Origin of the sequence: Pseudomonas marvdashtae, from assembly GCF_014268655.2 — a bacterium.
Taxonomy (GTDB): domain Bacteria; phylum Pseudomonadota; class Gammaproteobacteria; order Pseudomonadales; family Pseudomonadaceae; genus Aquipseudomonas; species Aquipseudomonas marvdashtae.
Genome location: NZ_JABWQX020000001.1, coordinates 718,852 through 744,220, shown reverse-complemented (window position 1 = coordinate 744,220; position 25,369 = coordinate 718,852). Strand labels below are relative to the sequence as shown.

General features: G+C 59.1%; 18 protein-coding genes and 1 other RNA gene. 11 read left to right on the top strand and 8 right to left on the bottom strand.

Annotated elements, in window-relative coordinates; genetic code table 11:
* The first annotated feature begins 13 nt into the window (after positions 1-13).
* The 8 genes from HU742_RS03460 to HU742_RS03425 all read left to right on the top strand — a co-directional run bounded on the left by HU742_RS03460 (position 14) and on the right by HU742_RS03425 (position 9,986).
* Positions 14-1,708, top strand: coding sequence for a lactate permease LctP family transporter (locus tag HU742_RS03460; protein ID WP_186643936.1), 1,695 nt, complete (start codon positions 14-16; stop codon positions 1,706-1,708).
* 150 nt (positions 1,709-1,858) lie between these two features.
* Positions 1,859-2,683 carry a (Fe-S)-binding protein gene (locus HU742_RS03455; protein WP_186643937.1) on the top strand — a complete coding sequence of 275 codons (825 nt, stop codon included), beginning with the start codon at positions 1,859-1,861 and terminating at the stop codon, positions 2,681-2,683.
* Complete coding sequence (locus tag HU742_RS03450; RefSeq protein ID WP_186643938.1) at positions 2,680-4,134, top strand: LutB/LldF family L-lactate oxidation iron-sulfur protein; 1,455 nt, start codon at positions 2,680-2,682, stop codon at positions 4,132-4,134. Before HU742_RS03455 ends, HU742_RS03450 begins: the two co-directional genes overlap by 4 nt.
* Entirely contained in the window at positions 4,134-4,805 is a 672-nt protein-coding gene (locus tag HU742_RS03445; protein ID WP_186643939.1) for a LutC/YkgG family protein, read from the top strand. Before HU742_RS03450 ends, HU742_RS03445 begins: the two co-directional genes overlap by 1 nt.
* On the top strand, positions 4,802-7,669 hold the full coding sequence (locus tag HU742_RS03440) for an FAD-binding and (Fe-S)-binding domain-containing protein (protein ID WP_186643941.1): 2,868 nt from the start codon (positions 4,802-4,804) through the stop codon (positions 7,667-7,669). Before HU742_RS03445 ends, HU742_RS03440 begins: the two co-directional genes overlap by 4 nt.
* Positions 7,670-7,764: 95 nt before the next feature.
* Positions 7,765-8,052, top strand: a complete 288-nt coding sequence (locus HU742_RS03435) for a PA2433 domain-containing protein (protein WP_039592339.1) — start codon at positions 7,765-7,767, stop codon at positions 8,050-8,052.
* 96 nt (positions 8,053-8,148) lie between these two features.
* Positions 8,149-8,542, top strand: a transfer-messenger RNA (tmRNA) gene (gene ssrA, locus HU742_RS03430).
* A 187-nt stretch (positions 8,543-8,729) separates the two neighbouring features.
* Entirely contained in the window at positions 8,730-9,986 is a 1,257-nt protein-coding gene (locus HU742_RS03425; protein ID WP_186643942.1) for an integrase domain-containing protein, read from the top strand.
* Positions 9,987-10,132: 146 nt separating this feature from the next.
* On the opposite strand, the gene HU742_RS03420 is transcribed toward HU742_RS03425, so the two are convergent.
* The 8 genes from HU742_RS03420 to HU742_RS03385 all read right to left on the bottom strand — a co-directional run bounded on the left by HU742_RS03420 (position 10,133) and on the right by HU742_RS03385 (position 16,811).
* Complete coding sequence (locus HU742_RS03420) at positions 10,133-10,402, bottom strand: hypothetical protein (protein ID WP_186643944.1); 270 nt, start codon at positions 10,400-10,402, stop codon at positions 10,133-10,135.
* The gene (locus HU742_RS03415; RefSeq protein ID WP_186643946.1) at positions 10,399-11,379 is read right to left on the bottom strand and encodes an integrase domain-containing protein; all 981 of its coding nucleotides are present in this window, start codon (positions 11,377-11,379) and stop codon (positions 10,399-10,401) included. The genes HU742_RS03420 and HU742_RS03415 overlap by 4 nt, the downstream gene beginning before the upstream one ends.
* Positions 11,363-11,716 carry a hypothetical protein gene (locus HU742_RS03410; protein WP_186639494.1) on the bottom strand — a complete coding sequence of 118 codons (354 nt, stop codon included), beginning with the start codon at positions 11,714-11,716 and terminating at the stop codon, positions 11,363-11,365. Before HU742_RS03410 ends, HU742_RS03415 begins: the two co-directional genes overlap by 17 nt.
* Complete coding sequence (locus tag HU742_RS03405) at positions 11,703-13,109, bottom strand: YfjI family protein (RefSeq protein WP_186639492.1); 1,407 nt, start codon at positions 13,107-13,109, stop codon at positions 11,703-11,705. Before HU742_RS03405 ends, HU742_RS03410 begins: the two co-directional genes overlap by 14 nt.
* Positions 13,110-14,178: 1,069 nt before the next feature.
* Positions 14,179-14,715, bottom strand: a complete 537-nt coding sequence (locus HU742_RS03400; RefSeq protein WP_186639491.1) for a LasR-specific antiactivator QslA — start codon at positions 14,713-14,715, stop codon at positions 14,179-14,181.
* Positions 14,716-14,791: 76 nt separating this feature from the next.
* On the bottom strand, positions 14,792-15,676 hold the full coding sequence (locus HU742_RS03395) for a hypothetical protein (RefSeq protein ID WP_186639489.1): 885 nt from the start codon (positions 15,674-15,676) through the stop codon (positions 14,792-14,794).
* Positions 15,631-16,146 (bottom strand): hypothetical protein, encoded by a 516-nt coding sequence (locus HU742_RS03390; RefSeq protein WP_107321851.1) that lies wholly within the window; start codon positions 16,144-16,146, stop codon positions 15,631-15,633. The genes HU742_RS03395 and HU742_RS03390 overlap by 46 nt, the downstream gene beginning before the upstream one ends.
* The gene (locus HU742_RS03385) at positions 16,143-16,811 is read right to left on the bottom strand and encodes a GTPase domain-containing protein (RefSeq protein ID WP_186639487.1); all 669 of its coding nucleotides are present in this window, start codon (positions 16,809-16,811) and stop codon (positions 16,143-16,145) included. The genes HU742_RS03390 and HU742_RS03385 overlap by 4 nt, the downstream gene beginning before the upstream one ends.
* Positions 16,812-17,271: 460 nt before the next feature.
* Here HU742_RS03385 and HU742_RS03380 point away from each other — a divergent pair, with 460 nt between their 5' ends.
* From HU742_RS03380 to HU742_RS03370, 3 genes are read left to right on the top strand one after another with little or no spacing between them, the layout of a single operon-like run.
* A complete protein-coding gene (locus HU742_RS03380; protein WP_186639485.1) occupies positions 17,272-20,976 on the top strand; it encodes a patatin-like phospholipase family protein in 3,705 nt (1,234 codons plus the stop codon).
* Complete coding sequence (locus HU742_RS03375) at positions 20,966-23,053, top strand: dynamin family protein (protein WP_186639483.1); 2,088 nt, start codon at positions 20,966-20,968, stop codon at positions 23,051-23,053. Before HU742_RS03380 ends, HU742_RS03375 begins: the two co-directional genes overlap by 11 nt.
* Positions 23,050-25,290, top strand: coding sequence for a dynamin family protein (locus HU742_RS03370; RefSeq protein ID WP_186639481.1), 2,241 nt, complete (start codon positions 23,050-23,052; stop codon positions 25,288-25,290). Before HU742_RS03375 ends, HU742_RS03370 begins: the two co-directional genes overlap by 4 nt.
* Positions 25,291-25,369: the final 79 nt, after the last annotated feature.

Here is a 25,369-nt window from a genome sequence, read left to right as displayed (position 1 = left end):
GGGCTCACCCAACATGCAAACCTGGCAACAGCTTTACAGCCCGCTCGGCAGCCTAGGCTTGTCCGCACTCGCGGCCGTCATTCCCATCGTGTTTTTCTTCCTCGCCCTGGCGGTGTTTCGCCTCAAGGGGCATGTGGCCGGCAGCATCACCCTGGCGCTGGCGATTGCCGTCGCCATTTTTGCCTTCCAAATGCCAGCCGACATGGCGTTCGCCGCCGCCGGCTATGGCTTTGCCTACGGTCTCTGGCCTATCGCCTGGATCATCGTCGCCGCGGTGTTTCTCTACAAACTGACGGTCAAGAGCGGCCAGTTCGAAATCATCCGCAGCTCGGTACTGTCGATTACCGATGACCAGCGCCTGCAAGTGCTGCTGATCGGCTTCTGCTTCGGCGCTTTCCTGGAAGGAGCCGCCGGTTTTGGTGCCCCGGTCGCGATTACCGCCGCGCTGCTAGTGGGCCTGGGTTTCAACCCTCTCTACGCCGCCGGCCTGTGCCTGATCGCCAACACCGCTCCGGTGGCCTTCGGCGCGCTGGGCATCCCGATTATCGTGGCGGGCCAGGTAACCGGGATCGACGCGTTCAAGATCGGCGCCATGACCGGGCGCCAATTGCCCTTGCTGTCGTTGTTTGTACCGTTCTGGCTGGTGTTCATGATGGATGGCCTGCGCGGCGTGCGGGAAACCTGGCCGGCCGCTTTGGTGGCGGGCCTGAGTTTCGCCATCACCCAGTACTTCACGTCGAATTTCATCGGCCCGGAATTGCCGGACATCACCTCGGCCCTGGCCAGCCTGATTTCCCTGACGTTGTTCTTGAAAGTCTGGCAACCCAAGCGCACCGCGGGCGCGCAGATTGCTGGCGCCACCTCCAGCGCAGCCATCACCGCCAGCGTCGGCGGTTTCGGCCAGCCCCGCAGCACCGTGGTTTCGCCCTACAGCCTGGGGGAAATCATCAAGGCCTGGTCACCGTTCCTGATCCTCACCGTGCTGGTGACGATCTGGACCTTGAAGCCGTTCAAGGCAATGTTCGCCGCGGGTGGCTCGATGTACGGCTGGGTATTCAACTTCGCCATTCCACACCTGGACCAGATGGTGATCAAAGTCGCGCCCATCGTCGTCAACCCGACCGCGATCCCGGCGGTGTTCAAGCTTGATCCGATTTCGGCCACCGGCACGGCAATTTTCTTCTCGGCATTGATCTCGATGCTGGTACTGAGGATCAACTTAAAAATTGGTCTTACCACTTTAAAAGAGACCTTCTACGAACTGCGCTGGCCTATCCTTTCCATCGGCATGGTGTTGGCGTTTGCCTTCGTCACCAACTTCTCGGGCATGTCATCGACCATGGCCTTGGTATTGGCCGGGACTGGCGCGGCGTTTCCATTCTTCTCGCCATTCCTCGGTTGGCTCGGCGTATTCCTCACCGGTTCCGATACCTCGTCCAACGCGCTGTTCGGCTCGCTGCAAGCGACCACCGCACACCAGATCGGTGTCAGCGACACTTTGCTGGTAGCGGCCAACACCAGCGGCGGCGTGACCGGCAAGATGATTTCGCCACAATCGATCGCCGTAGCCTGCGCGGCAACCGGGCTGGTGGGCAAGGAGTCGGATCTGTTCCGTTTCACCCTGAAACACAGCCTATTCTTTGCAACGATCGTCGGCTTGATCACGTTGGCCCAGGCCTACTGGTTTACCGGCATGCTGGTTCACTAAGTCCTATAAGCAACATCGAAAAAACCGACGCCGAACCGTGATTCGGCGTCCGCTATTCACAACCGGGTCTGCAAGGCTGCTGAAAGATTTCCTCTCTATATTCAGCAGCCTCAGCGGACGGATAACCGGGACCACCCGGAGACACGCCTGATGAGCGAGCTTTTTTACAACGCCGTGCCGAACGCGACCCGTGTCGCACCGCCATTGCCTGAGCCCCGCCAGTATCCCAGCGAGAAACCCCAGCGGGTCTATCTGTTCGGAACCTGCGTGGTGGATCTGTTCTATCCCGAAGCCGGGATGGATGCGATTCATCTGCTCGAACGCGAAGGCATCGAGGTTGAATACCCGCAGGGCCAGACCTGTTGCGGGCAACCTGCCTATACGTCGGGCTACACGGAACAGGCGCGGGCAGTGGCGCGAGCGCAACTGGCGTTGTTTGCCGGGGACTATCCGGTGGTCGTGCCGTCTGGCTCCTGCGCCGGCATGCTGCGCGAACACTACGCGGACCTGTTCAAGGACGAGCCCGAAACGCTCGAGCAGGTCCAGGCCCTGGCGGCCAGGACCTATGAGCTGGCCGAGTTCCTGCTGTTCGTCTGCAAGGTGCAGTTGAACGACAGTGGCACGCCGGTGAAGGTTGCGCTGCACACGTCCTGCTCGGCACGACGTGAAATGAACACCCACCTGCATGGTCGTGCGTTATTGGCACAGCTGCGCAATGTGGAACGAGTCGATCACAGCCATGAAAGTGAATGCTGTGGTTTTGGTGGGACCTTCAGCGTGCGCATGCCGGATATTTCCGGCGCGATGGTGGCCGACAAGACTCGGGCGTTGAAGGAATCCGGCGCGCATCAGGTGGTCAGCGCCGACTGCGGTTGCCTGATGAACATCAACGGCGCCTTGGAAAAGCAGCAGGAGGTGTTACGCGGCCAGCATCTGGCAAGCTTCCTCTGGCAGCGAACCGGAGGTGCCGCATGAGCACGCCGACGCTGATTCCGACCGTTGAGGTGCAGGACGATTTTCGCGCCCGAGCCCACAAGGCTTTGGACGACACGCAACTGCGAAACAACTTTCGCACTGCGATGGATTCACTGATGACCAAGCGGGCAGCGTCTTTCAGCGATGCCCACGAAAGAGAACATCTGCGGGTGCTGGGCAATGCTGTCCGCGCCCGCGCGCTTTCCAAGCTGCCCGACCTGCTCGAGCAACTTGAAACCAACCTGACCCGCAACGGTGTGACAGTGCACTGGGCGGAGACGGTGGACGAAGCCAATGGCATCGTCCTCTCGATCATCCGCGCTCACGAGGCGCGGCAAGTGATCAAGGGCAAATCGATGGTCAGCGAAGAGATGGAGATGAACCATTTCCTCGAGGCTCGGGACATTGAATGTCTCGAATCCGACATGGGGGAGTACATCGTCCAGCTCGACCACGAGAAGCCTTCACACATCATTATGCCGGCGATCCATAAGAATGCCGGTCAGGTCGCGTCCTTGTTCCACGACAAACTTGGCGTGGAGTACACCAAGGACGTTGACCAACTCATTCAAATCGGTCGCAAAGTCTTGCGGCAGAAATTCTTCGAAGCCGACATTGGCGTTTCCGGCGTCAACTTCGCGGTTGCCGAAACCGGCACGCTGCTGCTGGTGGAAAACGAAGGCAACGGACGGATGTCCACCACCGTGCCCCCGGTGCACATTGCCGTGACGGGCATCGAAAAAGTCGTGGAAAACCTTCGGGACGTCGTGCCGCTGCTGTCGCTGCTGACCCGCTCGGCCCTGGGCCAGCCGATCACCACTTACGTCAACATGATCTCCGGGCCGCGCAAGGTCGATGAACTGGACGGCCCGCAAGAAGTCCATCTGGTCCTGCTGGACAATGGCCGCAGCCAGGCGTTTGCCGACAGCGAACTGCGCCAGACCCTCAATTGCATCCGCTGCGGCGCCTGCATGAATCATTGCCCGGTCTATACCCGAATCGGCGGTCATGCCTACGGCGAGGTTTACCCGGGGCCTATAGGAAAAATCATTACGCCGCACATGGTCGGACTGGCCAAGGTGCCCGATCACCCCAGTGCGTCGTCGCTGTGCGGTGCTTGCGGTGAGGTGTGCCCGGTGAAGATCCCGATCCCGGCCCTGCTGCGACGACTGCGCGAAGAAAACGTCAAGGCACCAGACAGCCCCAACCCGGTGATGCGCGGCCAGGGCAGCAAATACTCGGCCAAGGAACGCTTCATCTGGGATGCCTGGGCGCGGCTCAACAGCTCGCCGCGGCTGTACCGGTTATTCGCCTTCTTCGCCACACGCCTTCGCGCCCTGACGCCCCAAAACGTCGGCCCCTGGACACAAAACCACAGCGCTCCGAAACCCGCCGCCCGATCGCTGCATGACCTGGCCCGCGACCACCTGAACTCGCAGGGAGACCGCTGATGAGCGCCAAGGAAAATATCCTCACCAAACTGCGTAAAAGCCTGACTGGCACCACGCCCGTTGCCGACAACTTCGACGTCGAACTGGTGACGCAGACCTACCGCTACGCGCCCGAAGAACGCATCCCGCAGCTGCGCAAGCTGATGGAAGCGGTCCACACCGAAATCCATCTGACGTCCGGCGAAGGTTGGCCCGCGTTGCTCGTGCAATTGCTGCGCGACCGCCAACTGCCGAGCCTGCTCATCGCCCCGACAACGCCTCACGGGCAAAAGATCGTACAGTTCTGGGCGAACAATCCGGGCTTGCCGACCCTCAAGGCCTACGAGCGGCCGGTTGAAGAATGGAAAGCCGAGCTGTTCAACGACACGCCCGCGAGCCTGACCGGGACCCTCGGCGCCATCGCCGCGACCGGCAGCCTGATTCTTTGGCCGACGCGGGAAGAGCCACGCCTGATGAGCCTGGTACCGCCGGTACATTTTGCCCTGCTCAAGGCCAGCGAGATCCGCGACAACTTCTATGAAGTGCAACAGGAATTCAAATGGGCCCAAGGCATGCCCACCAACGCCCTGCTGGTTTCGGGTCCGTCGAAGACCGCCGACATCGAACAGGTCCTGGCCTACGGCGCCCACGGACCGAAGGATCTGGTCGTGTTGATTTTGGAGGACCAATGACGCTTCCGGCCCCTTTTCTGCGCGACGTACAACAACTGATCCCGCAAAACAGACGCTTTGACGATTCGCTGTCGACGCTGGCCTTCGGCACGGACGCCAGTTTCTATCGGCTGATTCCGAAACTGGTGGTGCGCGTCGAAACCGAAGAGGAAGTAGTCGCACTGCTGCAACTGGCCCAGCGCGACCGAGTTCCGGTGACATTCCGCGCGGCCGGTACCAGCCTGTCCGGGCAAGCCATCAGCGACTCGGTGCTGATTGTGCTTGGGGATAACTGGAACGGACGCGAGATCCGCGGGCAAGGCATGCAGATCCGCCTGCAGCCCGGCGTGATCGGCGCCCAGGCCAACGCCTGGCTGGCCCCGTTCGGGCGCAAGATCGGCCCGGATCCGGCGTCGATCAATGCCTGCAAAATCGGCGGCATTGTTGCCAACAACGCCAGCGGCATGTGCTGCGGTACGGCGCAAAACACTTATCACACCCTGGCCGGCATTCGCCTGGTGCTCGCCGATGGCACGCGCCTGGACACCGAAGACCCTGCCAGCGTGGCGGCATTTCGGGCGAGCCATAGCGAACTATTGGAACGCCTGGGGACTCTGGGTCGCGAAACCCGCGCCAACACCGACTTGGCCGCCCGAATCCGCCACAAATACCGTCTGAAAAATACCACCGGCCTGTCGCTCAACGCCCTGGTGGACTTCGACGAGCCTGTGGATATCTTGGCCCACTTGCTGGTGGGGTCCGAAGGCACCCTCGGTTTCATCAGCGCCGTGACCTACAACACCGTCATCGACCATCCGAACAAAGCTTCGGCGTTGATCGTATTCCCGGATGTGGAAACTTGCTGCAACGCCGTCACCGTGCTGAAAAGCCAGCCTGTCTCGGCCGTGGAACTGCTGGACCGCCGCAGCTTGCGCTCAGTGCAGGACAAACCGGGCATGCCGGATTTCGTACAGCACCTGTCGACCAATGCCTGCGCCCTGCTGATTGAATCTCGCGCCGCTTCGTCATCGTTACTGCAAGAGCAACTGACCCGGATCATGACCTCCCTGGCCTGCTTCCCGGTGGAAAAGCAGGTCGACTTTACCGAAGACCCACGGGAAAACGCCCGGCTCTGGGCCATTCGCAAAGACACCTTTCCCGCCGTCGGCGCGGTGCGCAAGACCGGAACCACGGTGATCATCGAAGACGTCACCTTCCCTGTGGAGCAACTGGCAGTCGGCGTGAATCGCCTGATTGCGTTGTTCGAAAAACACCACTACGACGAAGCGATCCTGTTCGGACACGCACTGGAAGGCAATTTGCACTTCGTCTTCACCCAAGGTTTCAACAGCACCGAAGAAGTCGCACGCTACCAAGCGTTCATGGACGACGTGGCGCAACTGGTGGCCGTGGAATTCGGCGGCTCGCTGAAAGCTGAACACGGCACTGGCCGCAACATGGCGCCGTTCGTCGAGCTGGAATGGGGCAGCGATGCCTACCAGTTGATGTGGCAACTCAAGCGCCTGCTCGACCCCAACGGCATCCTCAACCCGGACGTGGTGCTCAGCGAGGATCCGCAAATCCACCTCAAGCATCTCAAACCGCTGCCGGCCGCCGATGAGATTGTGGATAAGTGCATCGAGTGCGGCTTCTGCGAGCCGGTGTGTCCTTCCAAGGACCTGACCTTGAGCCCGCGCCAGCGCATCGTGATCTGGCGGGACATCCAGGCGAAAAAGCGCGCAGGCGTCGATACCTCCGAGCTGGAAACGGCCTTTCAATACCAGGGCATCGACACCTGCGCCGCCACGGGCCTTTGCGCCCAACGCTGCCCTGTCGGAATCAACACCGGTGAACTGGTGAAAAAACTCCGTAGCCGTACTGCGACGCGTACGAAAACCGCCGATTGGCTTGCCAGCAATTTCGCCACGGCATTGCAAGGGGCGCGCTTTACCCTGCACGTCGCCAACGGTGCGCGAATGATGCTGGGAGCACCGCGCCTGGCTCGTTTGTCCGCTGGACTGACGCAGCTGTCCAAAGGACAAGTGCCGCAGTGGACCAGCGCCATGCCACAGCCGGAAAAGGCTATAAGGTTCAGTCCCGCCGTGACGGATGCGCGCCCCAGGGTGGTTTATCTGGCGGCCTGCGTGTCACGGGTCATGGGCCCCGCGGCGGCAGACAGGGAGCAGATGTCGCTGCACGACAAGACCCGAGGCCTGCTGGAAAAGGCCGGCTACCAAGTGGTTTCCCCGGACAACGTAGACAGCCTTTGCTGCGGCCAGCCCTTCGCGTCCAAAGGCTACGCCGAACAGGCCGAACACAAGCGCCAGGAACTGATCGGCGCGCTGTTGCATGCCAGTCGCGGCGGGCTCGACCCGATCTACTGCGACACCAGCCCTTGCACACTGCGGCTGGTCCAGGACCTCGCGGAGGTACGCCTGGACCTTTACGACCCGGTGCGTTTCATCCGCACCCACCTCATGGATCGCCTCGAGTTCACACCGCAGGAAGCTTCCATCGCGGTGCACGTCACCTGCAGCACGCAGCACCTTGGCGAAAGCCAGGCGTTGATCGATCTGGCGCGCAAGTGCAGTAAAAACGTGGTCGTTCCGGAAGGTATCCATTGCTGCGGTTTTGCCGGGGACAAAGGCTTCACCACACCGGAACTCAACGCCCATTCGTTACGCACGCTGAAGGACGCGGTACAGCATTGCAGCGAAGGGATTTCCACCAGCCGGACCTGTGAGATAGGTCTTACGCAACACGGCGCGATTGACTACCACGGACTGGTGTATCTGGTCGACCGGGTGACCCGGGCCAAAACCACCGACGGTGAGAGCCTTGCGACGGGACTCGAAGAAAAATCGAATTCCTGCGCTTCGCTGTAGTCACTTGAATAGGCCCGGCGGCGCTGGGCCACCACCGACTCGGCCCGGCCGCGACTGTCCAGCGGCACCGAGACCCTACGTTCAAGGAGATACACATGAAGCGCACCGCACTTGCTGGCTTGTTCATTTCCGCTGCGATGTTGGCCTCTCCGGTGTTTGCAGGAAGCCAAGATGACCTTTGCAAAATCAACCTGCAAAAGATCAGCGACGCCAAAGTCAGCACCGAGCAAATGAGCGAAGGTCTGAAGACCGACATCGACGCCACTGTCGGACAAGCCAAGGCTGAGCACGCCAAAGGCACCAAAGAAGGCACTGAAAATTGCATCTCGCTGACCAACCAGGCCATCCAGAAGCTGCAGAACAACGCGAAAGGTGATCAGTAGCATTGTCTGAGGCCAACCTTCGGGTTGGCCTCAGACACGGATTAGCGTACACTGCGCATGCCTGCCGCTCCTCAAGATTCATGGAGCGACAGGCTCGGGGCCGTTTAGGATTCGACGCCGGTTGCGAAACTTTAGGTGCATGCCGAGTTGGTAACAGAACTCGTAAATCCACTGTTGCAACTTCCTATAGTTGCCAATGACGAAACCTACGGGGAATACGCTCTCGCTGCGTAAGCAGCCTTAGCCCTTCCCTTCTGGTACCTTCGGGTCCAGCAATCACCAGGGGATGTCCGTAAACCCAAAGTGATTGTCATATAGAACGGAATCGCCGTGCAGTACGTTGTGGACGAAGCGGCTAAAACTTACACAACTCGCCCAAAGCACCCTGCCAGTCGGGTCGCTGAGGGTTAACTTAATAGACACGGCTAAGCATGTAGTACCGACAGCGGAGTACTGGCGGACGGGGGTTCAAATCCCCCCGGCTCCACCACTTCATCATCTAAAGACGTCCACGGACGTCTTTTTTTGTGCCTGAAATTCAGTGAAATCAAGGGCTTCAGCGCTACTGGGCTCCTCAAAGGTTTTTTGAGTTCCAGGCAGTTTGGTATTCCCAATGGTATTCCCGGCTACCCGGCGCTAATCTTGGGAATACCAAAAGGTGTCATGGAGTACTTCTCATGTGCGCTCAAACCACACGCCTCTCCGACCGCCAGCTCAAGGCGGTCAAACCGAAAGACAAGGATTACGTCCTCACGGATGGCGACGGGCTCCAACTGCGAGTCAGGGTCAATCGCTCGATGCAGTGGAATTTCAACTACCGGCATCCCGTCACCAAAAATCGAATCAACATGGCACTCGGCTCTTATCCCGAGGTTTCTCTTGCGCAAGCGAGGAAGAAAACCGCTGAGGCCAGAGAGCTGCTTGCACAGGGCATCGACCCAAAAGCTCAGCGCAATGAGCTACAGGAAGCCAAACGAGCGGAAACGGAACACACCTTCGAGAACGTGGCCACCGCCTGGTTCGAGCTGAAGAAGGATTCCGTCACGCCGGCGTATGCCGAAGACATTTGGCGCTCCCTCACCCTGCATGTTTTTCCGAGCATGAAATCAACGCCTCTCTCCGAAGTCAGCGCCCCAATGGTCATCAAGCTCCTTCGTCCGATTGAGGCCAAAGGCAGCCTCGAGACAGTTAAGCGAGTGAGCCAGCGCCTTAACGAGATCATGACCTACGGGGTCAATTCCGGAATGATCTTTGCCAACCCTCTCAGCGGCATTCGAGCGGTGTTCAAGAAACCTAAGAAAGAGAACATGGCAGCGCTACCACCAGATGAGCTTCCGGAGCTCATGATGGAAATCGCGAACGCCAGCATCAAGCGGACGACCCGCTGCCTGATCGAATGGCAGCTACACACTATGACCCGCCCTGCCGAAGCGGCGACTACCCGATGGGCAGACATCGACTTCGAAAAACGCATCTGGACCATCCCTCCGGAGCGAATGAAAAAGCGTCGTCCGCACACAATCCCGCTGACCGAACATGCACTCTCGTTATTGGAGACGCTTAAGCCCCATAGCGGCCACAGGGAATATGTGTTCCCGTCAGATAGAAATCCGCGCACCCACGCGAATAGCCAGACAGCCAACATGGCATTGAAACGAATGGGCTTTCAGGACCGCTTAGTCAGCCACGGCATGCGCTCCATGGCCAGCACAATTCTGAATGAGCATGGATGGGATCCGGAGCTAATCGAAGTCGCGCTGGCGCATGTCGATAAAGACGAAGTTCGAAGCGCCTACAACCGCGCGGATTACATCGAACGCCGGCGTCCGATGATGGCCTGGTGGAGTGAACATATCCAGAAGGCAGCCACCGGCAGCCTGTCGGCATCCGCCATCAATCAAACCAGGGACCGTAACGTCGTGCCGATACGCTGAGCAGGCGACAATTCGTGCCGTGCAGCAGGGCGACTGAAGTGGCGACTGTCGCTAAATCAGCCGCATGCCTGCGCTTCTTCGGCCAAGCCCCTAAGTATGGGAAGGCTCCGCATTCCCATACTTAGGGGCTCACGCTTAAAGATCTATCAGACAACCACGAGTTGCGCCTTTCTTCGGCGGATCAGCCCTGCTGTTAACTTATAGTAATAGATGGTCGCTGGTGCTGAGCAACTCAGGTAGTGCCCTAAAAACCATCTGGTGTGCTTTTCCTTCCAGGACCAAGGGGTCGCACAACTCCAGCGCTCACGAATCGCCTCGTGCATCCTTTCTGCCTGCCTGATATGCCGCTGCCGCGTGGCATGCGCACCTTTGAGCACGGGGCTCAGAAACAACGCCATATCGAACTCGGACTTCATCGACGATCTCCGATGTAGGCACTCACCACGTCGATGCGGTTATGCCCCAACTCGTGGCTGATCTGCTGACGTGCACGCTGATCGAGTGCTCGATCCTCTCGTTGACCACGACCGCCAATGATGGGTGCGGAGAAGCCGGTCAGTTGTTCATAGCGCTCACAGGCGTAAGCCGCCCGCAGTTCATGAAAGCCTTTCAATCCATGCTCATGCATGATGTCCCGCGCCGGTCGTACGATTGTCTGTAAGAAATCTTTGTAGCTTTCATCAGGTGTTAACAGATTCCGACTGCCCTTGGGTGAGGCCTCGCTGGCCCTGTCGAGGGCGCCACGAGCTTGATCCGTGACCGCAATCCAACGCGGTGCCGATGCGCCTGATCGACCGCCTTTGGTGCCGTCCTGGATATTAATCTTGCCCAGTTGCCGAGCCTCACGTTGCAGCCGGGGCAAGTCCGCCAAGATCGCTTCACGCAGGCGCATGCCGGTCTCCCGAGCGAGGAGCACGATGGCACTCACCCTCAGTTGCTGTCGCTCTGACAGCGCTTGCGCAACCAGCCTGACCTGCACACGGTCTTGGCCTTGTGGCGCCTCACTACGCACGCTTGAGCGCTGCAAGCCAAGCGCCTTACTTGGACTCGGGATTTTGACGTATTGATCACCGCGCAGCGCAGCCATCGTTCGGTTCACGCTGGACAGTCGGTTCTGCGCGGTAGCGATGCCGACGTTGCCCTGATCAACCTGCTCCCGCACGTGGACGGCGTACCGCATTAGGACTTCGCGGTCGATCTGTCGCGCATCATTGAGCCCCGGCCCTTCATCGGATCGACACCAACGCACAAAAGCCTGCCAACGATCGCTATGGGCTTTGACGGTAGCAAAATGGCCGTCACCAAACAGATCTTTTAGAGCTTGAGGGCCGGCATAGCTGAGCTGGCGCCCAAAGCCGAAATTACGCCCAGATCGCTTACCGACCCGAGCCATTTTTCTGCTCCTGATCGACTGCCACGAGTTCATGCAAGAGGGCTCGCCAGTACGTGCTCACGATAGCGAGTTGAGCCCAATCAGTAGGGCGAAAACACAGCGTATTGTTAGCGACGTAGAGCTGCGCACCTTCCTCTTTCAACCATTGAATGATGGCTGTCGTCGAGGTGATAGCTTTACCGATGGTGGCGACACCGGCGACAACGGCGACAACCCTTGCCTTGTCTGGCTTTGAGCGTGGCGACAAAGTGGCGACAGTAGCGGCGACAAATCGCACTTTCGGCTCCTTTTGGCGCTGAGCCAGATGGTTGCGCAGCGCTTCATCAAGATTGAACATGGCGCACCTCGAAAGTGTGGCCGTCGGTGATCAGCCACTGATGATCGATCAACTCGACCAGCAGCTTGGCGGCATGGCGACTGCTCTTACGGGCAAAGCGGGGTCCGTTGCGGTTCAGGTCCCGAATACTGAAGTGCTTCCAATCCTTGACCTGCAGCCAGCGCAGCAGCCGGTCCGCCTCCTCCTTTACCCGACACACTGGCTCCTGCTCAGTCAGGCGCTGGATCTCGTTGAGGTAGTAGCCGACTAAAGCGGAGGCCCGTTGGATATGGTCGACCTCCACGACGCTGCTCTCCTCCACAACTGCAAGAATACCGGCGACGCGCAGCAGGTTATCGGCGGCCTTTGATCCGCTGGGCCGTACGCTGGCCAGCTCGCCAAACTCCCCCAGCTGAGCTTCGATAGCATCATGCAAATCAATCCAGCGACGACGCGCCAGCGGACTGAGGCTCAGCTTTGACAACTGCAAGGCTCCGTCAGCGGAAAGTGACCACGGCTGATAAAACAGAGCCGAAAGGCGGTGATGATAGCGCTTGAGGGCGGCGTCTTTGGACAAGTCGACAGCCTGGTAGCTACGTTGTCCGGCCAGACTGGTGGGCCAGGTCATGAGGCAGCGACCGAGAATGCCTTGCCCCTGCAGCAACGGGTCACTGAGTAACTGCATGGCTAGATACGGTTGCAGCATCAGGTGCAGGCTTAAGCGTCGATCGTAAGCTCGCAAGCTTTCACCCACCATGGACCGCGCGCGATCTATCGGACTGCCGTCCCAGAGTGACGACAAGGTCGTGACCGCTTTCAAACGGTTATCCCGACTCATGGTGCTGCTACCGAGGAATTGTCCCCCCTCGTCACAGAACAGGCCCATGCTCGGCAAGTCATGGCAGAGTCCCTTGACCAGAGCCTCGATCGTCGGGTCTGTGGTGATCAGCCGAGGGGCCGAAGGCTCCGCTTCGAGCGATACGCTGCCTATGGGGGCGGGATCGGCAGTGCTGATACGCTGCGCTTGTCGCTGTGCGGCTCGGTAGCGGGCAAGTTGTTCGCGATAGCGCTGCCACTGCTCACGCTCCCATTGCCGTGCTGGCAGCAAGGCACATCGATCTGCCGCCGTTTTGCGATCACCGGACGCAGCCACCGTGATCAAGTACAACGACAGGGGATAATGTCTCCCGTCGAGTTGTAAGCCCGCATGACCTTGAGTTGCCAGGGCCGAGGCGGCCAACACCGATTGCGCGGCCAGTGCTTGGGGCACGCCGACGACCTCGGCCATGCGCTCAACCGCAGGCCCAAGAATCCCACCCAGTGCCTGCACCGGATAAGACTGGGGCACGGGGTTCGACTCAATCAACGGTCGGGGTGGTCGTAGTAGTTCAAGCTTCGGATCTAACTGCTGCATGGGCCCTCTCCTCGATCATTGCTGGTTGTCCTCACGTAGTCCCGCCACGGCTGTTGAGTGTTATCAGGGATAAAGGCCCCTGCGGCCTGTGAGGTGTTCACTGACGCGGAACGAACGGCTCCTTACGACCGGGAGCAAGGGCATAACCCTATGAATCTTGCCTCCTTAGACGCATTCAAAGATGCGGGCGGGTGGAGGCTGTGCCGACTGACGAGTTCGGCACCTGGAGATCCTGGGTGAGAGAAAGCAACAACATCGACACCTGGGGCATGCCTGACTGTCAGTCAGGTGCAGCCTCTCCATAGGCTGCGGCACCGGTGCCTGTGTCGTTGTGGATGGCGACGAATCGGATTTGTCAGGCCGATTGTCACGAGGAGAGTTGCGGCAATGCCTTGTACGACGTGGCTTGCAGCAGTGCTACGAGCGCCCGTCTCTTTCCAGGAGAAAGAGACGGGTGCGGTCTGGCGCAGCGATGTGTGCCGAAGGGTGAGGCAGCTGCAGTGCAGCTAGATAGGTCCATCGTCTGCCGCAGTGGACAGATTGGTAGAGAAGGCATCCGTCACTCTTGGGGAGTGACCGTGCGAGCCGCCGGACGCTAATCGCACTTAGGGAAGAACCACCACGCAAGTGGCGTAGCCTTAAAGGCTCTGGCTACCTGGGCAGGTGCTGTCAACGACAGCGATCCGTGCGCCAATTTTTATACCCACTCGAAAAGACGGTCAAGCGTCACGGGCAAAGCGCTCAGAAAGTGGCGACTGTCGCCACTTCTGTCGCCACGTTCCAGGTCACGTTCTACGCGGGCTGTCGCCGCTGTCGCCGCTGTCGCCACACTTACATCCATGCCCCCGAAAGATCCGCACACACACTGAATGGCGCTGCGCTCGATAGAAATCGCGGGGGAGTTACTGACGGGTAAAAATAATCGTGGCGTTAATTAAATGTGAAAATAGGAGGGTGGAACGCGGCGGCTTCGAGAAAAAGCGAATGAACCCTCCGATCGGCACGATCAAAGATCGCTTGATCGGAGGGTTTGGCGGGAAAAGCAAAGTCTCAAACTTCAATCGAAGACTCAGGCATCAAAGCGGGTTGATTGGGAAGTGGGGGCTTCGCGCCGCATGATCAGCGTCTGCTGCAACCGCAGCAGAAAGCCTGCTTCAAATGCTTCCTGATAGTCCCCTGGACGATGACGCTTTCGGTTCTGAGACAGCGCCCACCATAACGGTAATGATGAACCCTCGAGCCAAGTCTCTGCGCAACGAACACCCTCCTTTATTACCGGAGCGAACTCATTACCCCACGGTGTTTGGATCGCGGGAGCCCCTTCAGCGGACGGGACAGAGATATACTCATGGATCTGCTGATGAACGCTTTGAGCCGGAATGCCAGTTAAATTCCGGAATGCCTTGTCGTACAACACGGCGGCGTCATCCAACAGCTCTACTGCCAGCTCAACGTCTTGCGGAAAATGAAGCAGAATACTCTGGGCTCCGTTAAGCCGGAGAGTGGCAGCCTGCCGCAATTTAACCGCTGCATCTTCAGGGGTAAGCGATGAAGTATCGATGCTGCTGGGTTTGGGGAGGCCGATGAGAAGCGAGAATTCAAACATCGCGGAATCCAAGCCCGCCCACCCGGTATCAAATATGATAGTCCAGGCTAGGCGATGGTAATCATGCGACGCACCGCTACAAACTATCGGTTTCAGGGCTGTCAAATTTTACCGTCAAGGTCAGAAGGTACTCTTCGATCGAATGAGCACTGTCCAGGTAATTTGCCGTTAGCCCTAGCCCCTTGACTGGCAGGTTAAGCTTGGCCACTACGCCCAGGGAACGCTTCGATTCACTCGACAGGCTGATCACCACCTTCTGTTCAAGGATCTGGTTGTCTTCATCAGCGCACTGCTCGACCAGGCTACGCATTACCACATCGCCCCACAGCTGTTTGCCACGCAGGTATTTTTCAGCTGCCTCGGTGTTGGGTTTGCCTCCGCGAAACGAGGCATTGATGGAAAACTTTCTGGCCAGTGAATTGCCCACTTTGTTTTCGACTTTGACATCGAGCTTGGCAACAGGAGCTTTGCCGTGCAACTCGTACACTTGGGACGAGGAGTCCTTGCTGACTTCGACCTGCTCAACGGTTACGTCCCGAGCTCCCAGGTATTGGCAGAGCCGCGAAAAATGCCGAAGCTTCTCAATCGCGAACTGATCCGTGGCCTGGCTCAGGTCCACATAGGCGTTACGGTCATACGGGCTCTGTAAGAGCACCGCGCCCGGTCGAAGCAGGTCAGCATCGATAATATTCTGCAGCGCCTGGCTATCTGGCTCATCGACCGTAAGCGGGTACTGCAGGATGTGGGACTGGGGATCAAATAGAAACCCCTTGGCTTCGGGCTCGAGATCATAGAGACACTCATTGATCGTGTTCTCATCCAACACGAGCATCACTCTGCGTGCGCCATGGTCCAGCGGAATCTTGCCTGTTGCCACATTGCTCCCCTTTCGCGCGATGCGCGTACCCTGTTCGTTCATTTGCCGAAAGTTTTCAGCGCCGCCAGTGCGCGTCTGAGCCACGCTGCCCACTCGCGCTGTAAAAGTGTTATCGCCAGGGCTATGAAGCTCTGGCTCGGCTGCTTTTTTTCGAATTGCTCAAGCGCCTCCCGTGCAGCCAAGCGTTTAGGCTCTGAAAAGCTGCGCCCGATGGAGGTAGCGAATTGCTCGAGCGACGCCCACACCGCATCGACACCAGTCGCTCCTGGCCCCTGCCCGGTATTATGCTCGATCCAGCAAACCACTGGCGCCAGCCGGCCCGCGCGGTCCCGCTCCTCCGCGACAACTTGCAAAACGGCTGCGTTGCCTTTGACGAACAGCTTCACGCCATCTTGTGCAAACAGAACAGTACCTCGCACGCTGATGCTGGTCAGTGCGGAATACGTTTGCTCTCGGACCGGGCTGCTAAGTTCCGCTCCACACTCCGCCAGACGCAAATAGTCCGAGGACCTGTTGTCCAGTGCTTGAGCTTGGAAAACCTTGGCATGCATCATGCTGTTACCGTATTGATCAACGTCGCGACCAATCTCGCCGCCTGATCTCGACTCACCAGACTGCCGAGAATGATCGGCGGCCGTTGACTTAGTTTCGACAGGCCTGCATCAAGGTGGAGTTTGACGAAACGATCACGGAAATGCCCCTGACCGGACACGGGTGTGGCGACGTACGTAGGGTCGAGGTCCATATGCGTGACGATCACGACCAGCTTGGGCGATGGCGCCGGAGCCTTCCTCCAGCTTTCAATCTTTTCGAGATCGCGCTTGATACGTTGTTGATTGACCTCTTGAGCATTGACCAGATAAAGGACGATGTCCGCTTCATTGTGCAGTGTTTTCCAGTCCTCGATTGCATCAGGCGCACCGGGAACGTCGCGGGTTTCCTTGAGGTCCAGCTTCAGGTCACTCATTGCAAACCGTGTTCCTTGGACTTTCTCGGTCAGCGTGGTTTGCATGTACTCGTCGGAGACCTCACCACTGGCAAGGAACTTCAATAGAGCTGTCTTGCCGACATTGCGCTCTCCCAATATCGCCACGCGCTTACCTTTGAGGCTGATGATCATGCTGTCCCAGCCATCTTTGATTTCTTCACGTTTCCAGTAAGCGACGCCAGCCGCGACCACAGCTGCGGCTCCGGCAACGATTAGTCTCTCCCAACCCATACGAGCAGTCCCTGTCCTTCGTTTCTCGAATGGCCAGCATTGTGGCCCATTTGCTTATAACCCGTGCGTAAGCATGGAGAGGCTATCGGCTACCCAGTGCCGCACTTAAGTAAGCGGCGGGTTTTATTCTGTGGGAGAGCCGGCTAGCCACTATGCGTCGACCTGAACTGCATAGCCCATGAAGTCAGACGGCGCGTCTGACCAATTGCAAAATCTTTCACACAAAGTCAGCATACCGGCCTTCAAGGGCAGAACGCCACCATGGAAATTGCTTCAGTCAAAAGGAACTTGGAATGCCCCTCCCCCCGCGCCCGACAAAAGAGGCCGTCTGCAGTGAGTTATCGGGCAGCGACGATTCCCTGACCTTCCGAAAAATCGTACCGCCCCTCCCTCGCTATCCCTCATTTGGAAGACTCGGACGAGCCCTCTTAGAGACGCCGCCCCCCTCATGGAGCAGAGCATGAAATTCAGGAAACTCGGTCTTACCCTATCTGGCGGCGGCGGCAAGGGGGCCTATCAGATCGGCGTCTGGCAGGCTATGCGCGACCTGGGCTTGGACAGCCAACTGAGCGCCATCTCTGGCACCTCGGTAGGTGGTCTCAACGGCGCGATGTTCGCTCAAGACAAACTCGATCAGGCCAAATCCATGTGGCTGAACATCGAAAGCCGCAACATGCTTTCCGTACAGGACGTGCCAGGGCTGGCGTCACGACTGGCGCTGCTGACAACAAGCGGCGTGATCTCGCCGATGCTCAGCCACTTGATCAGTACCAAAGGCTTTTTCAAGCAAGATGGCCTCAAGAGCATGATCGCCGAAGGCCTGGACGCAGGCAGGTTGGCTTCTTCGGCGCTGCCGCTGAGCGTGGCGCTGCACAACACTGCCGCCAACCGGGTCGATTACCTCTCGGTACGCGACACCCACACTGCAGCGGACATGCTGCTCGGTACGGCGGCCCTGCCCCTGATCTTCGATGAGGTCGCCATTGACGACGGCATTTATACCGATGGCGGCTTTTACTGGGGCTTGCCGCATAAACAGATTGATAACACCCCGATCCGGCCACTGATCGAGGCCGGCTGCGACACCATCGTGGTGGTGTATCTGTCGCCCGACGACCTGAGCATCGACCCGCGCCACTATCCCGGGGTGCGCATTTTGCCGATCGTTCCTGCCAACAGTCTGGGCGGCGTCACCGCCACCCTCGACTTTTCCAACGAAGGAGCCGCAAGGCGCATGGAACAGGGCTATGCCGACGGCCTGCAGATCTTCCGCCACCTGCAGTTGTTCCTCGACAACGAAGCTCAGTACGAAGCCCTGTGGGAGCGCGCCCGCCTGGCCGCCGAACAGGAGCGCAAGCTCAGCGACAACCTGTACGACGTGGACCGTAAACACAGCAAGGCTGTCGACGATATCCATGACTTCGACCGGCAAGTTCGCAACGACGATTTCAGCCAGAAGCTCGACCTGGCCGACGACGATATGCCTCTCGCACTCGAGCACCTGGCTCTGGACAACACTGCGCTGCTGGCTGACATCGAGCGTCAGCAACTCGAAACTGCCGTCGACAGTTTCCTGGCCCAGAACAGCAACAACCGCCGGGCGGTCGAAATCTCGGTGCTGGACGCCCTCGCCACCCTTTCTCCAGTCAGCGGACGCGCCACCTTCCTGCGTGAGCAGGGATTACTGTCGCGCTTCATGGGCGCTATCACCGGCAAAAACCAGCAGATTGCCGCCGAGAATGTCCGCGACGTGGCCCAGGCGCAATTCGCCGCCCTGCGCCTGATTGCTGCAGTTCAGGAAAAAGGTGCAATCACCCTCGAGTTCGCCTGCACCTTGCAAAACCGCCTGAACGGCGCACTCGCCGAAATCCAGCGACTGGGAGATCGTCATAATCAGGATCTGCGGCGCGTCTACCGCTCGCTGGCCGGAGTCTACTGCAAGCTACGCGACCGCCTGAGTACACATGAGAACCGCCTCGACGCCCTGGAACGCACCAGCCGCTTGCACGACTGGCTACTACATCCCAATAGGCGTCATCTTGACGGCAAGGCGCTCAGCGAACTGCCTGCGGCCTTGCGTCTCAGCTGTCTGGCCAACGACTTCTTTCGCCTCACCAACGGCCAGTGGACAGTCCACGAGCTGAACAGCCTCAAAGAAATGTGCCTGCTCGTCGGGCTGGATCATGCTCACCCCGTGCAGATCGGCGAGTTCTGCACCCAGTTGAGCGAGCAACCGGCCTGTCTGCAGGCACTTACCCTGCAACTGGCCGCGCTGCCCCAGGCTAACCTGTTCAACCCGACCGCCCTTTGGTTGCTTGATTTACGCGGCGGTACTGCGCCGACGGACACCGACAGCGTAACGGCACGCTGGGGGTATGGCGCGGCAACGGCGCTACCCGCCTGGGACTTTCTCGCCGAACTGCTCTACCACCTCCAGTGCGCCGGATTTTCGGTGGTACGCAGCAGCGACCTGAGTCAGTACAAGGAGCACTGGCTGGGGCAACTGCAAGTGCTTGACGACCTGCTGGGGGAAAACATCCTGCCCAAGAGCTTCGCCGGGGAGATCAACGCCCTACGCCAGCAGATCACCGGTTTCCACCTCAAGGTACCGCTGATCGGCAAGTTCAGTGCTGGTAAGTCGACCCTGCTCAACTGCTGGCTGGGCGAGGATATTCAGAAGGACGACCTCGGCGCCTGCACCAGTCTGGCCACTGAATTCCACTACGCCGAACCGGGCGCGGAAAAGCTGGTGATCCACTGGCTGGAGGACGCCGGGACTGGCCAGGTACGGCGCGAGGAAAAACCGCTCACAGCCTACGCCGCGCTACTCGACGATCCGCGCACTACCGCCCGGCCACCCCTGTTCGTAGAACTGCACCTGTGCCGCACTGCCCTCGCCCGTCACCCTGATCTGGTGCTGGTCGACACGCCGGGCCTGGGCTCCAGCAACGGCCAACATGAACGTGCGCTAGAGCAATACATCGGAGAAGCTGTGTCGTGCATCCTCTGCGTCACCCGTATCAGTCAGGTCGGTATCGACGAGCTGGCCTTCATTGATCGCCAGCGCTCCTTGGGTCAGACGTTTTCCCTACTGGTCTGCCAGGAGGCACTGAACAGCCGTCAGCAGCGCGAACCCCTGCGCCGCTCCCTCGCCGAACAGGCCGGCCTAGACTCAAGCCAACCGACCCGTGGCTGCTCTGCGCGTGAGGGCGATCTGAGTGGCTTCGAAGACTTGCTCGCCGGCCTCGAAACCCAGAAGGCAATCCTGTTCCAAGAACGCTTCGCTGCGCAGATCAAGGCGTTGTTGGTTCAGGCCGAACGCCTGATTCGCCAGCAACTGGCGATGGACACCAGCGCAGAGCAACTGCTCGAACAGCAGAAGATCCTCGACAAGGGCATGGCCCGACTCGAAGAAAACCATGCCAACGAACAGGACAGCCTGCTACGCGACTGCCGCGCAGCGATCAGCCATCAGGTGCTGGCCACCGTCAACAGTTACCTGCGCAGTCGTCGCCAGGCCTACAAACAGATGCTGCTGGCTGGCCAAGGCATTGGTCCGCTGCTCACCGCCGATGCACGTAACGCTTGCCAGTTGGCCATTGAGCAGAACCTGACCCCGCGTCTCATGGACGCCTGCCAACGCCTGGGCAGTCATATCGAGTTCAGCGCCTTTGAGGGGCCGCAACTCTCCGGCGACGGCCCGGCGGGAATAGAGGCCGACTATGGTTTGGGTGCCTCAGCGGCCGGCGCAGCAGCTGGGGCGGCTATCGGCACCATAGTGCCGGTGGTTGGCACCCTGATCGGCGGCCTAGTTGGCGGTGCGATCGGCCTGTTCGCTTCGCGCAGCAACAAGGAGAGCGAAGCCGAAGGCAAAGCCAATGAGGCGATTGAAACGGTCATCAGCCAGTTGCAAGGCTTGATTCCCGATGCACTCGACAAGCATGCCCGTCAGTTCATCGGCGATATGTGCGACAGATTAGCCGCGCAGTTGACGACGCAACGGGAGAACCTCGATCGCATCGAACAGCAACTGGTAGCAGACCGTGACCGCAAGCAACATATCCAGGACAAGGCCGAACAGGCGCTGAACAGCGTCGCTCGACTGCTCGACCACAGCCGCCAGCAACAATCCCGACCTGCGGAGGCCTGCGCCAATGTCGCTTGATTTCAGCTTATCCTTCGAAGAGCTGGAGGCCGCGCAATCGGCCACCACCAACCCTTACCTGAGAGATCCCGGTAAAGGCTTGCAACTGATTGCCAGCCTGGTCGGACAGCCACGTCCGAACGTGGGCAAGGCGCAACGGCAGCAACTGCCCGCCGCGCTGCACCGACTGATCAATGAGCGCTTCATCGAGCTTACGTCCAAAGGCAGCTTTCCCGGTGAAGCCCAGGCGTTGCGCGAGCTGCAGGCGCTGGAAGCGTCACTGGAAAACCTTGCTCTGTTTCCCGACCTGGCCAACAAGACCGTGGTCGGCGTCGGGGGTGGTTTCAGCGCCGGCAAGTCGCGCCTGCTCAACACCCTGCTCGGCGTCGATCTGCTACCGGAGTCGCTGGAGCCAACCACGGCGATTCCCAGTTTCATCACCCGTGGCGAAGACGGTATCGTTGCGCTGAACACCTTCAACCAGCAGATTCGACTGGACCGCGACGGCCTGCAGGCCATCACCCACGCCTTCACCAGCCACTACCGCGACAGTCTCGACGAGGCGTTCGGTTTTGCCCACGTGCTCAAGCTGTTGATGCTCCACTGCGCAAGCTTCGCCTGGAGCAACCTGGCCTTCCTTGATACGCCTGGTTACAGCAAGGTAGACGCCCTTGGTAGCACTGACAGCGATGAAACCATTGCCCTCAAGCAACTGACCGAAGCCGATCATGTGATGTGGCTGCTCAGCGCCAGGAACGGTTCGATTCGCCAGGACGATCTGGCATTTTTGCGCAGTCTCGATCATCCCGGACCGATCTTCTTCGTCGTCACTCAGGCCGATCTGGTGGGCCACTCCTCTATCGACGCCATCCTGCACAGCACCGCAGAGGCGATCGAGGCTTCGGGCATTCCTAGCGCCGGACTGATGGCCTGGGCAGCACCGCTGGGAGCCGAACAGGGAGCGTTGATGGCTGGTGACGATATTCGCGTGTGGCTCCAAACGCTGGACGAGGCTCCCAAGTACACCCACCACAGGCGCACTTGCGAACGTGTGCTAGACGGTTATATCCAGCACAATCGGGAAAACCTGTCCAACAGCCGCCGAAAATTATCGCTGTTCAATACCCTTCTGCCACTGCAGGAAAAACTGCCTCAAAGTGAACAGGCAACGCTACAGGAACTGCTCCAGGAGCAACGTACCCGGCAGAAAGTCTTTGCCGAACTTGTCGACGCCTTCACCGTTTTAAAGAACGAAATGCAGGAAATCATCGCGCAGATCATCGGTGACCTGGCCATTGATGCGCTTTCCATCGAAGAGCTCTACGGCAAGGGCCTGGCACTTCATGAGGAAGGCGATTTCGACTCAGCGGCTGTCTTCTTCCAGCACGCCGCAGAACAGGGGAACGCCGCTGCCCAGTTTCAACTCGGCATCTATCACGAGCTTGGGCAAGGCGTGTGCGTAAACGAACGCCTTGCGGCGCAGTGGTACCGCAAGGCCAAACACCAGGGTCATGTGCAGGCCCAGTTCTACCTAGGCGTCTGCTACGAGAACGGTGTAGGCGTTCCAGAAAATCTGCAAAGCGCCGTCGCCTGTTACCTCCAGGCCGCGGAGCAAGGACACGCCGAGGCTCAATACAACCTGGGCATTTGCCTGACCAGGGGAGAAGGGATTGCCAAAGACGACGAGCAGGCACTGTATTGGTTTGAAAAAGCAGCCAGGCAAGGTCACGAGGAAGCCCGCTTCTACGTGATCACACGATCAGCGAAAAATGGCAGCCCCGCCGGGCAATACGCTTTAGGGGTACTTTACGAAAAAGGCCAGGGTGTTTCCCAGGACCTGGAAAAAGCCATTGTGGCTTATCGCGCAGCGGCCGAGGCAGGGCATGCCGATGCCCAATTTGAACTTGGCCGCCGCTACTTAAATGGCGAAGGCCTGAGAAAAAACTCCGCTCACGCTATCAGCTGGCTGGAGAAGGCTGCTGCACAAGATCATGCCAAAGCATCTTCACTGCTCAAGAAACAACAAGCAATTGGCCCCTTTTGGTCGCCTGGCACATTTGCGACTTGGCAAAAAATTCTCGGGAAAAATTCGCTATGACCGCCAAAACTTTCACCCTGGCTTCGCTAACCTCGCATGCCACTGTTATTGACGCCGAACAACTCAGTAGTCTGAAAACCTTGCTCGACGGGCTTGAAGTCAATCTCCACGCTGCGCGCGAGAGCGGTCGCGACCTGCGCATCGCTGTCGTTGGCCAGATGAAGGCCGGTAAGTCTTCGTTCCTCAATGCTGCCTTTTTCGGCCGCGACCTGCTGCCCAAGGCTGACACGCCGATGACCGCTGCGTTGACCAAGATTGTCTACGCCCCCAAGGCCAAGGCTGAAGTGGTGTTCTACAGCGCCGACGACTGGGCCGACATCGAACAACGCGCCAACGAGTACCCCAGGGCCTATGCCGAAGCAGAGCGCAAGCTGAGGGAGCCGCCGAAGAGCGACAGCCCTTTCGCCAAAGTTCTCGCGTCACCTCGCGCGCGCACAGCGGAGGAGATCGATCGCCACGTTCCCGAAGCCATCCGCTCCTCGCGAGAGCTGGTGGAAATGACACGCAGGAAGGGCCTCGACGTACACGACTACCTGGGTAAAACCGAGGTACTGGACGTCGCTGGTGGCGCAGAAAACCTGGCCTATGCACTGCAGGAATATGTTGGCAGCGGCGGACGCTTCACCGCCATCACCAAGATGTCCGTGCTGCATGTCGACGACAAGCGCCTGCAGGGCCTAGAAATAATCGATACCCCCGGTTTCAACGACCCGGTGGTTTCCCGTGGCCAAATCACCCGTAGCTTCCTTGGCCAGTGCGACGTGATCTTTCTGCTCTCGGCAGTCAGCCAGTTCCTCACCTCCTCCGACATGGCGGTGCTGCGCGAGCAACTACCCGAAGCTGGTATCGACGAAAAGGCGGTGTTCCTGGTCGGTTCGCAGCGCGATCTCGCCCTGCGCCAGGATCGTGGCATAGCCATCACAGCTAGCAAGCTCGCCGAACGGGCACCCGCCGAGAAACGTTCTGCTGTACGAACCGGTGCGATGCTGCAGCTGCTGGACAAGAAAATGACGGATCAGGCCAGCCTGACGCTGGAGGCGCAGATCAACCAGCCCGGCCAGGACAACAAGACCCGGCGCATCCTCAGCGCTGTCAAAAAATCCGCGCCACGATTCATTTCCAGCTGGGCATGGCTGGTCGCCGAGCACTTCAACTCCCTGTCCGAAGAAGACCGGGAACAACTCGATCAGCTATGCACCGCCACCGGTTTTGCCTTTGAACCGAACAGCCTGCGGCAACTCTCCAACATTACGGCGCTACGCGACGAGATCCTCGCCCAGCGCGAACACAAGCAGCACCTGATCGCCAGCAAGGAACAGCAGCTGATCGAAGGCGTGCACAACGGAACACGTGAACGCCTGCAACAGATTGCGCTCAGCCTGCAGGCGCGTAGCGAACAGGTTCGCAACGGCGACATCGGGGAGTTGGAGAGAATCGAGCAGGACATGCTCAGGCGTATGAAAGGCGGCAAGGCGCGCCTGGAAGGCGTGTTTGACGAGCAGTTGGTCAAAGCCAGCCAGCAGTTCGCGCTGTTGAAGACAGACATTCGCGAGCAGGCACAGAAATATTCACGAATACAGGTTGTTCGAGAGACAACCACAGAGAGTTATCAGGTCGACACTTCGTGGTTCGGCGGTTTTTTCGGCCATGACTGGGAAACGCGCTGCCGCGACGTGGTCACCACCTACGCCAGCGCCCAGGATGCCATCGAACAGGTCCAGGTTTTCGCCTTGCAGACCACCAAGGCTCTGCAGAAGGCAATCATCGGCTGCGTCGATCTCGATGAGCTGCGCCGAAAAGTGGGTGTCGCGGCGATGTCACTGTTCGACACCGGCAGCGCCGACTTCGATGCAGAACTGATGCTGGCAGAGGTCAACAAGAGCCTGCGCCGCATCACCATTCCGAATGTTAGCTTCGGCGACAAGGACTACAGCATCAGCATCATTAAATCGTTTGGCAGCGAACGGGTTTCAGAGAGCCAGATCAACGGCCTCAAGGAGGCCCAACGCGAAGCTGTGGCCGCGATCATTCGCGACCTGGAAGGCGAAGTGAAGAGCAAGGTGGAGGCTATCGAAAACAGCCTGGGCAGCACCGGCCAGACCTTTGTCGAAAACATGAGCCGCGACATCCAGCAGAGCCTGACCCACTTGCGAGAAGACATCGCCAACAAGGAGCAGAGCATCCAGCAGATCACTGCAGCCCGCCAGGCGGTAGCAAAAGCACTGGCGGCGCTGTGATGGTGAAGTGCCGAGCGCCTGATACCGCGATGAAATATCAGCCAACACGAGACAGTGGCCTGCAAACAGAAGAATTCTA

Excerpts from the sequence above, each read along its gene's own strand:
- HU742_RS03460 (WP_186643936.1), top strand. The coding sequence starts at position 14 with ATGCAAACCTGGCAACAGCTTTACAGCCCGCTCGGCAGCCTAGGCTTG.
- HU742_RS03455 (WP_186643937.1), top strand. The coding sequence starts at position 1,859 with ATGAGCGAGCTTTTTTACAACGCCGTGCCGAACGCGACCCGTGTCGCA.
- HU742_RS03450 (WP_186643938.1), top strand. The coding sequence starts at position 2,680 with ATGAGCACGCCGACGCTGATTCCGACCGTTGAGGTGCAGGACGATTTT.
- HU742_RS03445 (WP_186643939.1), top strand. The coding sequence starts at position 4,134 with ATGAGCGCCAAGGAAAATATCCTCACCAAACTGCGTAAAAGCCTGACT.
- HU742_RS03440 (WP_186643941.1), top strand. The coding sequence starts at position 4,802 with ATGACGCTTCCGGCCCCTTTTCTGCGCGACGTACAACAACTGATCCCG.
- HU742_RS03435 (WP_039592339.1), top strand. The coding sequence starts at position 7,765 with ATGAAGCGCACCGCACTTGCTGGCTTGTTCATTTCCGCTGCGATGTTG.
- HU742_RS03425 (WP_186643942.1), top strand. The coding sequence starts at position 8,730 with ATGTGCGCTCAAACCACACGCCTCTCCGACCGCCAGCTCAAGGCGGTC.
- HU742_RS03420 (WP_186643944.1), bottom strand. The coding sequence starts at position 10,402 with ATGAAGTCCGAGTTCGATATGGCGTTGTTTCTGAGCCCCGTGCTCAAA.
- HU742_RS03415 (WP_186643946.1), bottom strand. The coding sequence starts at position 11,379 with ATGGCTCGGGTCGGTAAGCGATCTGGGCGTAATTTCGGCTTTGGGCGC.
- HU742_RS03410 (WP_186639494.1), bottom strand. The coding sequence starts at position 11,716 with ATGTTCAATCTTGATGAAGCGCTGCGCAACCATCTGGCTCAGCGCCAA.
- HU742_RS03405 (WP_186639492.1), bottom strand. The coding sequence starts at position 13,109 with ATGCAGCAGTTAGATCCGAAGCTTGAACTACTACGACCACCCCGACCG.
- HU742_RS03400 (WP_186639491.1), bottom strand. The coding sequence starts at position 14,715 with ATGTTTGAATTCTCGCTTCTCATCGGCCTCCCCAAACCCAGCAGCATC.
- HU742_RS03390 (WP_107321851.1), bottom strand. The coding sequence starts at position 16,146 with ATGATGCATGCCAAGGTTTTCCAAGCTCAAGCACTGGACAACAGGTCC.
- HU742_RS03385 (WP_186639487.1), bottom strand. The coding sequence starts at position 16,811 with ATGGGTTGGGAGAGACTAATCGTTGCCGGAGCCGCAGCTGTGGTCGCG.
- HU742_RS03380 (WP_186639485.1), top strand. The coding sequence starts at position 17,272 with ATGAAATTCAGGAAACTCGGTCTTACCCTATCTGGCGGCGGCGGCAAG.
- HU742_RS03375 (WP_186639483.1), top strand. The coding sequence starts at position 20,966 with ATGTCGCTTGATTTCAGCTTATCCTTCGAAGAGCTGGAGGCCGCGCAA.
- HU742_RS03370 (WP_186639481.1), top strand. The coding sequence starts at position 23,050 with ATGACCGCCAAAACTTTCACCCTGGCTTCGCTAACCTCGCATGCCACT.